This window comes from Fibrobacter sp. UWB16 (assembly GCF_900215325.1).
Lineage (GTDB): Bacteria > Fibrobacterota > Fibrobacteria > Fibrobacterales > Fibrobacteraceae > Fibrobacter.
Genome location: NZ_OCMS01000004.1, coordinates 24,955 through 40,427, shown reverse-complemented (window position 1 = coordinate 40,427; position 15,473 = coordinate 24,955). Strand labels below are relative to the sequence as shown.

General features: G+C 48.7%; 12 protein-coding genes. 3 read left to right on the top strand and 9 right to left on the bottom strand.

Annotated features, from left to right (window positions below; translation table 11 throughout):
• Positions 1–62: 62 nt before the first annotated feature.
• Entirely contained in the window at positions 63–2,102 is a 2,040-nt protein-coding gene (locus CRN95_RS12350; RefSeq protein ID WP_159462316.1) for a TonB-dependent receptor, read from the top strand.
• Positions 2,103–2,173: 71 nt separating this feature from the next.
• Positions 2,174–3,421, top strand: coding sequence for a hypothetical protein (locus CRN95_RS12345; RefSeq protein WP_176421776.1), 1,248 nt, complete (start codon positions 2,174–2,176; stop codon positions 3,419–3,421).
• A gap of 42 nt (positions 3,422–3,463) precedes the next feature.
• On the opposite strand, the gene CRN95_RS12340 is transcribed toward CRN95_RS12345, so the two are convergent.
• Positions 3,464–4,603: a sigma-54-dependent Fis family transcriptional regulator gene (locus CRN95_RS12340; RefSeq protein ID WP_088630185.1), complete on the bottom strand. Its 1,140-nt coding sequence runs from the start codon at positions 4,601–4,603 to the stop codon at positions 3,464–3,466.
• A 358-nt stretch (positions 4,604–4,961) separates the two neighbouring features.
• Here CRN95_RS12340 and CRN95_RS12335 point away from each other — a divergent pair, with 358 nt between their 5' ends.
• Positions 4,962–7,019, top strand: a complete 2,058-nt coding sequence (locus CRN95_RS12335; RefSeq protein ID WP_176421778.1) for a glutamine synthetase III — start codon at positions 4,962–4,964, stop codon at positions 7,017–7,019.
• Positions 7,020–7,266: 247 nt separating this feature from the next.
• On the opposite strand, the gene CRN95_RS12330 is transcribed toward CRN95_RS12335, so the two are convergent.
• The 8 genes from CRN95_RS12330 to CRN95_RS12295 form a co-directional block, all read right to left on the bottom strand.
• Positions 7,267–8,661: a sodium:solute symporter gene (locus tag CRN95_RS12330; protein ID WP_097021083.1), complete on the bottom strand. Its 1,395-nt coding sequence runs from the start codon at positions 8,659–8,661 to the stop codon at positions 7,267–7,269.
• A 70-nt stretch (positions 8,662–8,731) separates the two neighbouring features.
• Positions 8,732–9,415: an ABC transporter ATP-binding protein gene (locus tag CRN95_RS12325; protein ID WP_097021082.1), complete on the bottom strand. Its 684-nt coding sequence runs from the start codon at positions 9,413–9,415 to the stop codon at positions 8,732–8,734.
• Positions 9,415–10,605, bottom strand: coding sequence for an ABC transporter permease (locus CRN95_RS12320; protein WP_097021081.1), 1,191 nt, complete (start codon positions 10,603–10,605; stop codon positions 9,415–9,417). Before CRN95_RS12320 ends, CRN95_RS12325 begins: the two co-directional genes overlap by 1 nt.
• Entirely contained in the window at positions 10,586–11,014 is a 429-nt protein-coding gene (locus CRN95_RS12315) for a DUF4418 family protein (protein ID WP_073423787.1), read from the bottom strand. Before CRN95_RS12315 ends, CRN95_RS12320 begins: the two co-directional genes overlap by 20 nt.
• A 249-nt stretch (positions 11,015–11,263) precedes the next feature.
• On the bottom strand, positions 11,264–12,208 hold the full coding sequence (locus CRN95_RS12310; protein WP_014545834.1) for a LysR family transcriptional regulator: 945 nt from the start codon (positions 12,206–12,208) through the stop codon (positions 11,264–11,266).
• A gap of 143 nt (positions 12,209–12,351) precedes the next feature.
• Positions 12,352–13,563, bottom strand: coding sequence for a MalY/PatB family protein (locus tag CRN95_RS12305; RefSeq protein ID WP_097021080.1), 1,212 nt, complete (start codon positions 13,561–13,563; stop codon positions 12,352–12,354).
• A gap of 122 nt (positions 13,564–13,685) precedes the next feature.
• Complete coding sequence (locus CRN95_RS12300; protein WP_014545832.1) at positions 13,686–14,489, bottom strand: ABC transporter ATP-binding protein; 804 nt, start codon at positions 14,487–14,489, stop codon at positions 13,686–13,688.
• Positions 14,483–15,445: an ABC transporter permease gene (locus CRN95_RS12295; protein ID WP_014545831.1), complete on the bottom strand. Its 963-nt coding sequence runs from the start codon at positions 15,443–15,445 to the stop codon at positions 14,483–14,485. Before CRN95_RS12295 ends, CRN95_RS12300 begins: the two co-directional genes overlap by 7 nt.
• Positions 15,446–15,473: the final 28 nt, after the last annotated feature.

The following is a 15,473-nucleotide window of genomic DNA, read 5'->3' as shown; positions in this document are numbered from 1 at the left end:
CCACGGGTTGTTAAACGGTGCGAAAGACATCGCTTTGCATAGCCACGCGTTTGCGTGGGTGTTTGACTGCGTGCAGTCGCAGTCTCTTGGGCGTTCGCGTGTGCGCGGCCGTACTGCTTGCGAGCGTTTCTAGTTTTTCCGAAGAGTTTATTCAAGATTTAGGCGAGTCCTCTGTTTACGAGACGACGAGTGTTGAAAAGCCTTTGCAGGCGTCTTCGAGTTATGCCGAGGTTTTGCCCGAAGCGTGGGAAGGCCGTTCGCTTTCGGCAGCGGAAGTCTTGGCGGCACTCCCGGGCGTGCAGTACACGCGCCAGGGCGGTGTCGGGAGTTTCCAGACCGTGAGCATTCGCGGTGTCTCGGCAAAAAACATTGTCGTTTGCATGGACGGCATTCCGCTGAACGATGCCTCGGGCGGTGCGGTTGATTTTGGTTCGATTGACTTGAATCAGATTGAAAAGATTGAAGTCTACAAGGACCGTGTGCCGGCGAAGTTTGGTGGTCGCGGCATTGGCGGTGCCATCAACTTTATCACGAAAGGTTCGAAGCCTGCCGAAGCTGTGCTCAAGCCTGAAGAAAAGAAGTCGGGTCGTGTGCTTTTAAGTTACGGCAGCCACAACACGTGGGAGGCTTCGATGCAGTTGCTTTCTCGCTTGACGGATAGCGCCTCGGTAAGTGCGTCTTTGTCGGTACGCCATAGCGACAACGATTACGAATTTGAGAGCAATAATGGAACTCCGTATAATCATGATGACGATTTTACGGATACGCGCCGGAATGCCGAGTTCACAGAATACTCGGGGCTTTTCAAGGCTCGCGTTTTGCATGCAAATGGCGTTTTTTCGACTTTGAATCTTAACTTTAGCCGTTCGGATGGTGGAAATCCAGGGCACGACGATTATCAGACGAGTGTCGCGGGTTACAAGGGTGATTTTGTACAGATGGCTTATCGTGCGGAATTGCCTCAGTTGCTGGGCTGGCTATGGCTTGAATTTTCATTGACGGGAAAGTTTGAAAAGGCTACGTCGCATTCATATTACCCGCTGGATCATATCGGGTATCCGTCTTCTGGATTGCAGGAATATGGCGCGGCAGGGTATAGCCTTGTTCCTGAGGTTGTTGCGAACTATTCGGGCGACCGCTTGGAAGCGAATTTGAGATTGTCGATGGATGCCTCCTATTATGAGAAACGCGGAACGATGCCCAAATGGAACCTTTCTCGTGTTTCTACTAATGCTTCTGCTGATGTGTTTTATGAATTAATCAAGAATCTTTCTGTTGGTGGCGAAACATCGGCTTTGATTGTCAAGGATGATCTTTATGGTGGAAAATTCGTACAGCCGACGACATCGTTGACGTTGAATACGGCGAAAGATCGTGATATTTCGTGGTCTGGGCGTGGCTTTGTGCGTTATGATGCCCCTAGTTCTCTGTATGGCTTTAGCTTGAGCTTTGGACGTTTTGTACGTACGCCGCAGTTGATGGAACTATATGGCGTTTATCCTGGAATGCTTTCGAATCCAGATCTTCTTGATGAATCTGCGCTGCGTTTTGAAGTGGGGGGCTATTACATGGTTCCCAAAAGCAATACTGCTATTCGTGCAACGTATTTTGAAACGCGAGTGGATAATGGAATATTTTGGTTAATGAATGCTGGCTTTGTAAAACCGAAAAATATTGGAAAATCCCATATTCGAGGGCTTGAGGCCGAATTGGAAAGTAAACCCAAAAATTGGCTTTCTGTGATTTTGCGTGCAACGTTCCAGAATGCGGAAGATCGAAGCAATGAAAACTATTATAATGGGAAGAAAATTCCGAATGAACCGGCGCGTTCATATTATGCCGAAGCACGATTCGATTTACCGTATCATCTTGATTTGACCTGGGTTTCGGAATATCGTACCAAAATTTTTGAAGACCGTGCGAATCGTGTTGTGGAACCTGCTGTGGATTTGCATCATGTTTCGCTTGGGTGGTCTCCATTTGTTAAAACTAGACTTATTTTCGCTCTTCGAAATTTAACGGATGAAAAGTATAGAAACCCCTATATTCCATTCCCAACTCCTGGGCGAGAATACAAATTAACATTAACACAGGGGTTTTAAACCCCGCGCAGAATGGGGCTTGCAAAACATGTAATCCACATCGTCTGCGAAAAACATAAAAAGGAACAACCATGAAAAAAATCCTCTCTCTTCTTATGGCATCGTCCTTTGCATTCTATATGCAGGCTTGCTCGGATAACGCCACTTCCGCTGAAGATGACGAAATCGATCTCGTTAGCTCGTCAAGCGTGGATAAAGCGAAATCTTCTTCCAGCAAGGCTAAATCCTCCTCTAGCAAGGGCAAGTCCTCTTCTAGCTCTGTAAAATCTTCTTCAAGCTCTGCGAAGTCTTCTTCCAGTAAGGAAACGTCTTCTTCTTCAAGTGCAGATGAAGGCTCTGTCTATGTGTACTTCAGTGATTGGACAAGCCCGGCTGGTGAACTCCGTTGGGTTAAGGATGGTAAGATCTCTGACGACACTCTTCAGTTCTCTCAGGATACCAAGATTGTTGGCGTTGATGGTAACATCTTTGTTGTAGAAAGTGGCAAGGGCGCCCTTGCGTTGGTGGATCCTGCGAAAAATAAGCCTAAGTGGCAGGTCAAGTTGGGCGATGGCACGAATCCGAGCGATGTCGTCAAGGCAAATGATAAGGAAGTCTGGGTTGCTTTGAAGGACGCTGCCAAGTTTGTGAAAGTTGCTATAAAGGATGGTAAGGTCACAAAGACTGTTAAGACTGAAAATCTTGTGCACACGGAGGGCCATGCTCCGCATTTGGCTGATTTTGAAGTCAGAAACGATACCTTGTTTGCTATGTTCCAGCGCTATGTTTCTGAAGGCTGGGTTACTTCTTACGATGTGCCGGGCCTCATCGCAATGTACAATCTTGATGATGGTGAATTCCTCGATACGATCAGACTTGCAAAGAAGAATCCGGCTGCTATGGGCTTTGCCAATGGTATGCTTTATGTTGGGTCTACTGGTGATTATAGTGGTGAATCCGACGTCTTCGGTATTGAAGTCGTTGACGTGGCTAAGAAAAAGTCGTCCGTTCTTATTGATGGCGAAAAATTCGGCACTCTTAGTTCGGGTCTTGTTTCCTTTGTTGTAGATGCTGAGGGCTATGCTTATGGTACTGCTTATAAAGACTATAATGGAAATGTGCCGCTTTTTAAGATTGACCTTTCTAAAAAGTCGGTCAAGACGGTTTCTGGTATAAGCGATGTTGAAGGCTCGCTCTTCTTTGACAATGCTACGGGAACGCTTTACATTGGTGAACGTGGCGAGAATGCTGGCGTTTACGTGTACAAAAACGATAAGGTGAGCAAGCTCAAGTCGCCGAAGGATGTTCTTCCGGTGAATAGCATCACTGTTGTGAGATAGTGTGTTACTGCCCCCGGCGCAATGGTCGGGGTGACAATTTGCTTAATTCGAGGCGGCTATTCCTAGCCGCCTTATTTTGTATAGCATCATGCGCGGGCTTACGGAAAGGTCGCGCCCGGCGGCGCTCATGTTGCCGTCATGACGGCGGAGCGCTTCGCTCAGAATTTCGCGCTCGTAGCTGTCCATCAGCGTGGCAAGAGGGCTGTTGCCTTCGGGGAGTACGGACGTTCCTGATGTGACGTCGGTTTGCAGCGTGGGCGGCAAATCGTAGGCGTTGATACAGACGTCTGTTGTCGCAAGGCATGCGTGTTCGATGCAGTTTTCGAGTTCGCGTACGTTACCGGGCCAATGGTAGCTCATGAGCATGTCGATGGCGGGTGAGCTTAAGCGCAAAATTTTCTTGCCATATTTGTAATTCATCTTTTCGATGAAATGGTCCGCTAAAAGTAAAATGTCCGTCTTGCGCTGGATGAGTTCGGGGAGCGAAATCTGGAAAATGTTCAGGCGGTAATAAAGGTCTTCGCGGAACGTGCCGTGTTGCATCATGGCTTCGAGATTCTTGCCGGTGCTCGCGATGAGACGCACGTTACAGCGCTGCTCGATGTTGCTGCCGAGACGCTTGAAACTTTGTTCCTGAATAAATTGCAGAAGCTTGATTTGCGCGGGGAGCGGCAAGTCGGCAACTTCGTCTAGAAAGAGCGTGCCGCCGTTTGCTTGTTCTGCCTTGCCGATGTGGCGGTTGGTGGCGCCTGTGAATGCTCCGCGTTCAAAACCGAAAAGTTCGCTTTCAAAAGAGTTCGCACCCTCGGTGAGGGCATCGCAGTTGAGCGCTACGAACGGGGAATTTTTGCGTTCCGAAAGCTCGTGAATGCTGCGGGCAACGTATTCTTTGCCGGTGCCTGCCTTGCCGCGGATAAGGACTGTTGCGGCGGTGGGGGCGATTTGGCGGACGAGCTTGCTCACTTCGCGCATTTCGCGCGTGTTCCCGATGAGTTCGCCTGGAATGCCTTCAATGACGTTGCGGATTTTCTGGCATTCGATTTGGTGCTGGATTTCGACGGATTCAAAGTTCTTTTTTAAAATCCCGTGAATGCTCTCTAAAAGCTCGCCACGCTTGCGAACCTTTTGGATTTTCTCGACTATGGCCGCGAAAGTCGTGTTTTCAAGAGCTTCGATATCCATTTTGCTTTTCGGGGAATCTCTGTTGCTGCATCGGGCCGTTTTTAGGCGACCCGACGCAGCTCTAGGAGAGATGAACGTGTTTAATATAGTAATAATTTACGTTCTTGTATTACAAAAATGTAATAAAGTGATATAATTTTACAAAAATGTAATGAAGTAGGGCGAAAATAGGCGATTTTGTACGGTGCAAAGGGGTAAAAGCATTGCTAGTTTTAAGTCTGTTAATTAAAAATCTCTGAAATGGTGATCCCGGAACAAGTCCGGGATGACAAGACGGAGAAGACATTAAGGGTAAAAAATGAACAATAGTCGTAATAAGGCCATCTACGATATCGCAACTGCTCCGGTGAGCGCTGTGATGCCTGCCGCTCCGGCGAATGTCGATTTCTATGGCGAAGACGTTTTCAATGCCGATGCCATGCGCACCTACCTCCCGAAGGATATTTGCGAAAAATTGCTCGCAACGATCGACGAGGGCGTGGCTCTTGATCCGAGCATCGCTGGCGATGTCGCTCACGCGATGAAGCGCTGGGCAATGGATCGCGGCGCAACGCACTTTACGCATTGGTTCCAGCCTTTGACGGGATCGACGGCCGAAAAGCACGACAGCTTTATTGAACCGTCTGGTGGCAAGGCCATTATGGCTTTCAGCGGTAAGAATTTGATTGTGGGCGAACCGGACGCTTCGAGCTTCCCGAGTGGTGGTTTGCGTTCTACGTTCGAGGCTCGCGGCTATACCGCGTGGGACCCGACTTCTCCGGCGTTCATCAAGCGTCACGGCAATGGTGCAACACTCTGCATCCCGACCGCGTTCTGCAGCTACACGGGTGAAGCTCTCGACAAGAAGACTCCACTCCTCCGCAGCTTGCAAGCTCTTTCCAAGTCGACTCGCCGCTTGATGACTTGCTTTAAGGCTGGTCCGAAAAAGACAACAGTTACGCTCGGCGCCGAACAAGAATACTTCCTCATCGACAAGAGATTTTATCTGCAACGCCCGGACCTGTATCAGGCCGGTCGCACGATTTTCGGTGCTACTCCTGCAAAGCACCAACAAATGAATGACCATTACTTTGGCAGCATCCCGAGCCGCATCTTGAACTTTATGAACGATGTGGAAAAGGAACTGTGGAAGCTTGGTATCCCGGCAAAGACCCGCCATAACGAAGTGGCTCCGGCCCAGTTCGAACTTGCTCCGCTCTTTGAAGAAGTGAACCTTGCTTGCGACCACAACATGCTTGTGATGGAAACGCTCCGTAATGTGGCGGACCGCTACGGTCTCGTTTGCCTGTTGCACGAAAAACCGTTTGCAGGTGTGAACGGTTCTGGCAAGCATAACAACTGGAGTCTTTCTTACGGCAAGGGCAACTTGCTCAATCCGGGCAAGGACCCGCACCAGAATGCCGTGTTCCTCACTGCCATTTGCGCCATCATGTACGCTGTCGATACGCATGCTGATTTGCTCCGCATGACTTGCGCAGGTGCAGGTAACGACCACCGTCTTGGCGCTCACGAAGCTCCTCCGGCAATCATCTCCATTTACCTCGGCGATCAGCTCATGGATGTGATTGAACAGCTCGAACAAGGCGTGCCGAAGTCCAGCAAGCAAGCTGGTGCCATGAAACTTGGTTCCGATACGCTCCCGCCGCTCCCGCGTGACGCTACGGACCGCAACAGAACTTCGCCGTTTGCATTTACGGGCAACAAGTTTGAATTCCGTGCACCGGGCTCTAGCCAGAGCTGCTCTGAACCGAACGTTGTCCTCAATACGATTGTCGCCGAAGCATTCGACATGATCTCTGAACAGCTCGAAAAGCTTGATGACAAGAATTTCCACACGGGCTTGCAAAAGATTTTGCAAAAGATCGTGAAGGAACACAAGCGCATTCTTTACAATGGCAACGGCTACACTGAAGAATGGGTGAAGGAAGCTGAAAAGCGTGGTCTCCCAAACATCCGCACTTCTATGGAAGCGCTCAAGGCTTTGACGAAGGATGAAAACATTGCGCTCTTCGAAAAGTATGGCGTGATGAACCGTGCCGAAATGGTTTCCCGTTACGAAGTGAATGTGGAAGATTACCACAAGCGCATCCATATCGAAGGCGAAATCGCCCGCGACATGGCGAAGAATATCATTTTGCCTGCCGTTGTCGAAGCTTACTCTAAGGCGCTCAAGACAAACGAAATGGCTCTCAACCAGGGCTTCCCAGGTCTTGACGGTTACGCCAAGTCGCTCGGCGAAGGCATGAACCGCTTGCTCGCCGCAATTGACGTCATGGAAAAGGCGCTCGGTGGACTCCACGAAGGCATTGTCGATGCGATTGCCGCTCTCCGCAAGGAAGTGGACGGCCTTGAAAAGATTGTGCCGAACGAACTTTGGCCGCTGCCGAAGTATCGCGAGATGCTTTTCATTTACTAATGAAAAGCATGGCTTCCCGTCGAAGGTGGGAAGCCTATATGCACATTTATTTATTAGTCAGTAGTCAATAGTCATTGGTCAATGGTTGTTGGCTAATGGCTTGAATGAAATTGAAAAAAGTCGCGGGTTTTATGCCTCGCGACTTTTTTCTATGTCATGCCCGCCTTGAGCGGGCATCTCCCTATAATTATTTTGATAGAAAATGCCGCGCTTCGTCATCCTGAACGGCGGAGACGTGACGGATCCATTATTTCTTCTTTAAGCTCGCTAGCGCGAACACAAGCGATATCGCAATCCCGACAAGCGGCAAGTAAGCGGGGCTTTGCATTTTTGCTGTGGAGGCGAGAATTGCGGGGATGAGCCCGAAGAGCCCGCCGATAATCACGCCTGCGTACCAGAGCGTTTTCTTGACTTTGAACTCTTTGTGCGCAATAATGGCGACTGCGAGTGGGGCAACGATGCCTGGCGTGTAAACGGAGTAGGCCATTGTCAAAAGCCCGATGATGTCTTTCCCTTGGAGTGCAAGATAGGTGGCGATAATGCCGATGACAACGACTGAAATGCGCACAACAGAAATGCGGCGCGTGTTCAGAATGTCGCTCCCGAAAATGGCGGCGGAATTGATAAGGCATGTATCTGCCGACGAAAGGAGTGCCGACAAAAGCCCAACGGAAAGGAGGGCGGCAAGCGGGAGCGGGAGCACGCCGGAGGCGAGGCGAAACAGCGGATTCGTGGCGGAGCCTGCTGTAGCTGGGGCGTAAGTGGCGGCCCACATGCCGAGTAAAACGATAATCACGCTAAAGGCGAGAATGGCAAAACTGCCGGCGACAACAGCTTTGCGTGCCGATGTGGCGTCTTTGGCGACGAGATTTCTGGAAATCACGTCGGGGCCAAGGAAATAAGCGCCGCCGATAGTGAATAGCATAATGGCTAAATCGCTGGCGCCGAATTTTTCATTCAAGAGATTGAAGCTGCCGAAAGTCGCGAGTCCCGCGCTATTGACGGTCGAACTGCTGGCGGCGAAACTTGCGGAATGCGCGGCGTTTTCGATTCCCGAGAATCCGCCGAACAGATAAACGGCAGCTGCAAAAAATCCGAGCGTCAAAATTCCAAATTGCAAAGCGTCTGTGCGGACAACAGAAAGCTGCCCGCCCAATAGCGTGTAGACAATGACAATCACGGCGGTAATCAATACGGATTGCGTCCCTGCATCGTGACCAAGCACAAGCCCGATAAATCCTGCGACGGCTGCAAATTGTGCAGCGATAATTCCAATCCACGAAACGGCGATGATTAAAGCGACAAGCTTTCGACCTGTTTTGCCGACTGTCTTTTCTGCAATTTCGGGAAGCGTGCGCACGTCAAGATCGTGAACGGGTTTGCTCAAAAATGCGGCTTGAAACCAGAACCCAATCGCTCCAACGGCGAGCCACCAAAAGGCGGCAAAACCGATGCTCTCGGCACGTGCGGCAATGCCCACCGTTGCAGATGCCCCAAGGACGGTTGCCATGAGGCTCATGAATACGAATGGGGCGCTTTGCTTGCGACCTGCAACAACATAATCGTCAAAATTCTTGACTTTGAACAAGTCTCGAATGCAGATGAAACCGAGAACAAAGAAGTATATGAGTAATAGTTTCATATCGACATGAAAAGGCGATGCCCGATTAAATCGGGCATGACAGGTTTACGACGTTGTAAAATTAGAAATTTTAGAGATTGCCGTATTCTCCGATGTCGGGGATGAGCGTGCCCGATTTCATGTGGTACGTGCGATTGCTGTAGCCAAATGCCGATCGGTCGTGCGTGGCAACAATGACTGCTGCGCCTGATTTTGCAAGCCTTCCGAAAAGGCTGAAAACCTTGCGGCTATTATCTTCGTCGAGATTGCTTGTCGGTTCATCGGCGATAATCAAGTCGGGATTGTTGACAAGAGCACGTGCGATGGCGACTCGGCGCAATTCTCCACCCGATAAGTTGGCGGGGTATTCGTTTGCCAAATGAGCGATGCCGAGCTTTTTGAGGAGGCTCTGGATTTGCTCCTTGTCGATGCGTCGCTTGTAAAGGCTTGCGGCAAGTTCGATGTTTTCGGTTACGGTGAATGCGGGCAAGCAGGCTGCATTTTGCGGGATGTAGCCGATGCGCTCGTTGCGTAACTTTGAACGGTCTTCGTCATTCAAAGTGTAAAGCGGTTGTCCGTCAATGGCGATGCAACCAGATGTTGGTGCGCTGATGCCTGCGAGGGCGTTCAAAAGCGTGCTCTTGCCGCTTCCGGATTCTCCGAAGATGACCGTGTAATCGCCTGACCAGGCGAAGAAATCGGCGTTGTTGACGGCTGGGAACTTTTCACCGCGTCGGGTATATTCTTTTGTAATGTTGTTACCATTGAGTATCATTAAGTTTCCTCCTTTAAAGCCGAGTAAACATCTAGACGGCCAACTTGTTTAGCTATTCGATAGGCGGCTCCTGTGCCTGTGATTGTAGGAATGAATATTGCAACGATGATAATCGCAAAAATGGTTAGTGCGCTCGGAAGCAAGAACGGTACGGATAAACTGTCGATAATGAACACGCGGAACGAGAGCGTTGCAAATACGCTGATGAACGCGCCTACGACAGTGCCGATGATGGTTGCGAGCAATGATTCGCCAAGAACGATGTGTTCCAATCTCTTTTGCGTGAAACCGATGACGCGGAGTGTTGCAAATTCGCGCTTGCGCTCGTTTGCAGAAATTGAGAAGGCTATTGAAACGGCGGCGATGGAGACAATCAAGAAAAATACGGCGATAACCCATACGATAATCTTGAAAGAACCTGCCGTAGCGATGACGTTATCGAATAAATCCTTGCGCGGAATCACGTGGATGTTGTCGAATCTCTCGTGAAGCGTCTGCGATATTTTTTCAAAGTCTGCGCCTTTTTCGAGATTCGCAAGAATCGCGGAAGGTTCGCCTTCGGAAATGAAGTTGATACCTTTTTCTTTCGCTGCTTTCTGCAAGATTTCGATGGTCCCGACATCGGCAAAAATGGCTTGGTCAAGCTTATTACCCATGCGTTCTAGGTGTGCTACGACAGTAAATTCCTGATCGAAGAACTTGATTTTCCCGGATTCATCGACTTGAATGTCGCTACCCGCGATTACAGAACCAATGGGAAAGTCTTTCTTGTATGTTTTGCGAATCCACGGCTTGATGGTAAAATCGGTCTTGGAATCGAAACCGATGATGTTGACTTTTTTATCGCAGCAGCTAGATCCGAGCGTGGAAAAATAAAATTGCGATGTGGCAATTTTGATGCCTGGAGTTTTTCGGGTGAATTCGAGAATTTCTCGGGGGAGCGTGCGATGGCTTAATTCTCCTTGCAAGAGAACTGGTTGGTCTTTTGCTTCGCTGCCGTATGGAACGATGAGCAAGTCTGCGCCCATGCGCGATGAGAGCTGCTCCAGGCCTGCTTCAAGACTTTCAGAAAAAAGAGCGCTTGATAAAAGTGTTGCCGAAGCGACTGCGGTTAAGATGACAAGTCCAATGCTTCGGAACGGATGACGCCAAAAGTTTGTATAAATAATTCTAAGTATGATTTGATTCATTTAAAGTCTCCTGTCGCGTTATACTGCGATTCAATAAGTAAATGCTGTTGGCGATTCCAACGAGCGCAATGACGATTCCTGTGATTTGCAAAACCGGTGAAGAAATGGAATGACAATGCATGTGGGGTGCTGCGCAAACGCCTACAATCACGGCGGGTACAAGGGCTGTAAAAACACCGCCTGCAATCACTGCTGCCGATAATGCTTTTTGTGCTTTCGGGATCGCGATATAGGCAATACCAAAAATCGCGATGACAATGCCGATAATTCCGTCAACACTAGAGGTCTTTTGGCAGCGCATGATCATGTCTCCATGACCCGAGCAAAATGGAAGCAGAACAAATGAAAGTAGCGAAACGAGAACGCCAAATGCAATTGCTGTTGCGCCGAATAAAATACCTTGTTTCATAATGACCTCCTAGATGACTTTTTGTTTTTGTTCGATGCCAAATATAGAAGGCGAATATGAGTTTGTCCAATACTTTATTTCTAGCGTGTTATATAGGTTTTTACTATAACAAGACGTGTATGGTGATGCCCTCCCGGAACGGAGTCCGGGATGACAAGGTGGCGGGCATGACAAAGTGGTTGGCCGGGATGACGTAATGAAAAACGCCCATCGATGATGGGCGTGATGCAGTGAGTTTGTACGCTTTGATTAGGCGTTTGGATTGTGCTCGGCGGTGTATGCCTTGAGATATTCTTCCATCTCGCGGATGTAGATGCGGCAGATGGTGCTGAGCATAAAGTTCTTTTTGGTGATGTAGCCGATTTCCATAGAGCGGTCGTCTTCGCCTTTCGCGTCCTTGAACGGCACGGCGACGTAATCGGAACCGTTGATTTCTTCGCTAATGATGCCGGAACAAAGCGTGTAACCGTTGAGACCCACCATCAAGTTGAGCATTGTGGCGCGGTCGTTTGCCTTAATGGTTTTGTGGTACTCGTTTGTACTCAAGATTTCTTCGGCGAAGTAATAGTTACCGCTTTCGCCCTGTTCAAAAGAAAGGCACGGGTAATCCGAAAGGTCTTCAAGGTTCACGTAAGGCTTGTTGGCGAGTGGATTGTTTTTCCACATGTAGGCGTAAGCCTTGCAATCAATCAGCTTTTGGAAAACGAGATCGTGTTCCTTGAGCAAATACGTGATGTACTTGCGGTTGAAATCGCTCAAGTAGATGATGCCGATTTCACTGCGGAGGCTCGTCACGTCATCGATGACTTCTTTGGTCTTTGTTTCGCGGATGGCGAATTCGTAATCATCGATGTTGAACTTTTTGGCCATGTTCACGAAGGACTTGACGGCGAAGGAATAGTGCTGTGTCGAAACGGCGAAACGCTTCTTCTTCTGTTCTTCCTTGCTGTAGCGTTCGAGAACAGACTCGTAATGGTTGTAGAGCTCGTTCGCGCGGGCGATGAATTCTTCGCCTTCGGGCGTGAGCGTGATGCCTCGGCTTGTGCGGTTGAAAACGGTGATGCCGATTTCATCTTCGAGCTCGCGGATGGCTGTCGTGAGAGACGGTTGGGATATGAACAAGGATTCGGCGGCCTTGTTGAAGGAGCCTGCTTTTGCAATCCCGATGGCGTAACGTAATTGTTGTAGTGTCATGTTCTGTTTATATCCCTTTATAGTTACGTGGTAAATATAAGAAATTTAATAGAAGAATCCTATACGTATTGTAGGAATATTAAAAAAAGAAGAAACCCCCAGGTGGATTCTAGGCTTCCTGGGAGCTTCTCGATGTGCGTAGCCTATGTATTGAACGCAACTTTTAGTCTATCGAGTGCCTCGACCAGGATACTTCGTGGACAAGCAAGGTTAAGCCGCTGGAATCCTTCTCCGTTGTTCCCGAAAAAGATCCCGTTGTTGAGCCACAGTCGCGCCTTGTTGCGGACGCAATCTTGGATTTCGTCTGGCGAAAGTCCTGTCCCGTTGAAGTCTATCCATGCGAGGTAAGTCGCTTCCATTGGCGCAAGCTTGACGCCTTTCAGATTTTCTTTAATAAATTTGTCTGTAAATTCAATGTTGCCTTTGATGTACTTGAGGAGGGCGTCGAGCCAGACTTCACCTTTGCTGTAGGCGGCTTGCGTCGAGACGATTCCCTGGATGCTGACTTGGCTATAACCGGTGGCAAAGATTTGCTTGCGGAACGCGCGACGGATTGATGGATTCTTTATGAAGGCGTGTGCGATTTGGATGCCTGCCAAGTTGAATGTTTTTGTTGGCGCCGTGACGATGATGGATTTGTTGGCCAGTTCTTCGCTTATGGAGGCGAATACGGTGTGCGTACCTTCAAAGACGAAATCGCTGTGGATTTCATCGCTCACGACGATTACATTATGCTTGAGGCAAATCTCTCCGAGGCGTGTAAGTTCTTCGCGAGTCCAGACGCGGCAAACGGGATTGTGCGGGCTGCAAAGCAAAAAGAGCTTGATATTGTTTTCGACGATTTTCTTTTCGAAATCTTCAAAGTCAATGTGATAGCGACCGTCTTCGCCATAAACGAGGTCGTTACTGACAACTTTGCGTTCGTTGTCTTCGATGACGTCGACAAAGTGCATGTAGACTGGCTGCTGGATAAGTACTCCATCGCCAACGTTTGTGAATGCTTTTATTGCCATGCCAAGCGCGAACATCACACCGGGAATCTTGATAATCGATTTGCGGTCTTCTATATCATAGTGGTGTCGGCGGCGGTAGAAATTTTTGACAGCTTCGTAGTAGTCTTCTTTGGGTTCGCTGTAACCGAAGATTCCATATTCGGCAACGCGGGTCAACTCGTCTTGAATAAACGAAGATGTCTTGAAATCCATGTCGGCAACCCAAAGCGGGAGAAGACTGTATGGATCTTCACCTGGCTTTACAACACGGCGTTCAATAGCAAAATCGTATTTGATAGAGTTGGTATGGCGACGCTCAATAACGGTATCAAAGTCTAAATTTCGTTCTTTAATTTCTGACATGGCGAGTCTCCCTTGCAAAATTTTGCAGTTGTAGGCTTTTCACGCCGGCACATAATATAGAAGGAATTGATATTTTTGTCCAATATTATATTTCTAGCACCTTTTATAGATTTTGATTATAGCTACAAGTAGTATTCCGGTTCCTGAATCTTTCCTGCAAAGTTTAGCAGTTCGAGAATCTTTTTGCGGTATTGGATGAACGTGTCCTGTGTTCGTGCGCGCGGGAACGGGAGTTCGATTTTGATGACCTGCTCGATTTTTGACGGGCGTGCCTTCATAACTACAACGTAATTACTGAGGTAAAGGGCTTCGTCGACATCGTGTGTGACCATCACCATCGTGGTCTTGTACTTTTCCCAAAGGCGGTGGATTTCGTCTTGCATCGCCATGCGCGTGAAAGCGTCCAGTGCACCAAGGGGCTCGTCCAAAAGGAGAATATCCGGGTGGCCGACAAGCGCTCTTGCAAGGCTTGCTCGCTGATTCATGCCGCCGGAAAGTTCGTGCGGGTATGATTTTTCGAATCCCTTGAGCCCGACCGTTTCAATGAATTCGTCAACGTCTTGCTTGTGTTCCTTGTACACGTGGCGGGCCCTGAGCCCAAGCGAAATGTTGTCGCGGATGTTGAGCCATGGGAAAAGTGTTGCTTGCTGGAATGCAAAACCGCGATCGGCACCGGGCTTCGTAATTTTTTTGCCATCGACAAATACGCCGCCCGAAGTGGGTTCGGCAAGTCCTGCAATTTGCCTCAAGAGCGTTGTCTTTCCGCAGCCGGATGGACCGATAAGGCTCACGAAACTGCCTGCGGGAATGTCGAGATTGACTCCATTCAAGGCGGCGACGGTTTCGCCTTCGTTACTGATAAATGTCTTTACAAGATTATCAATGTGGATTGCGCCTTTTACGTTTTCGATATTTTCTGCTACCATTTCAAAGTTCCCTTTTGCCAATTCAAGATTTTATCGCGCAATTTAAAGAGCAGGGTGAGTATGAGCATGCAGTAAACTGCAATGACGATGATTCCTGCGTAAACACCGCTATAGACGAGCATGGCCTTTTGCCAGGAGATGTACCAGCCGATACCGTATTTGACGCCGAACATTTCTGCGGTCATGAGCGCCAAGAATGCACTGATGATGCCGTAGAATACGCCAAGGAAAATGGAGGGCATGGCGGCCGGGATGCCGACTCGGAATATCTGGAAAGCGCTGCTTGCGCCGAGCGTGCGTGAAACTTCAAAATAGGCTTTGGGGACAGCCTGTATTGCAGAGCTCGTCATAAGCGCAACCGAGAACCAGACGGAAAGTGCGATGATAAAAACGCTTGCGCCAAAAGTTGTCGGGAAAATTGTCAACGAAATCGGAATCCAGATTGTTGCGGGAATTGGGCCTATCAGCTTGATGTAAGGGTTGATCCAATAATTGAACTTTTTGTTGAATCCAAGGAGAACGCCTGTGATAAAGCCGAATCCGGCACCGTAGAGGAATCCTGTGACTAAAAGTTTTGTCGAGTGCCAAATGCACTTGAGGATGATTTCGTAGCCTTCGAAAAACTGGGCGAGAATGTTGTCGTATTTCGGGAAAAACAAGACGGGGAAGAGGGCGAGCTTTCCGATGACAATGTCAATGATGGCGACGACGATTCCGACGCCTCCCCAAAACGCACCGGAATATTCCAGGCCTTTCTTCAATTTTTTGACAAAGGTGGAGACGATGCCGAGGATGAATGTAGTGGCCAAAAAGAAATACAAAATCCAGGTGTAGTAAGCTTCTTCAGCTTCTGGGTGTTCGTCGCTGTCTTCAATAAGTAAGTGGATGGCAAGTGCGACAATAACACCTAAAAAGGGTAAAAATCTTCTTAATGTGTTTATTAGTTTATTCTTCATTTAAACTCCTTGAATAAAAAAGCTCCTC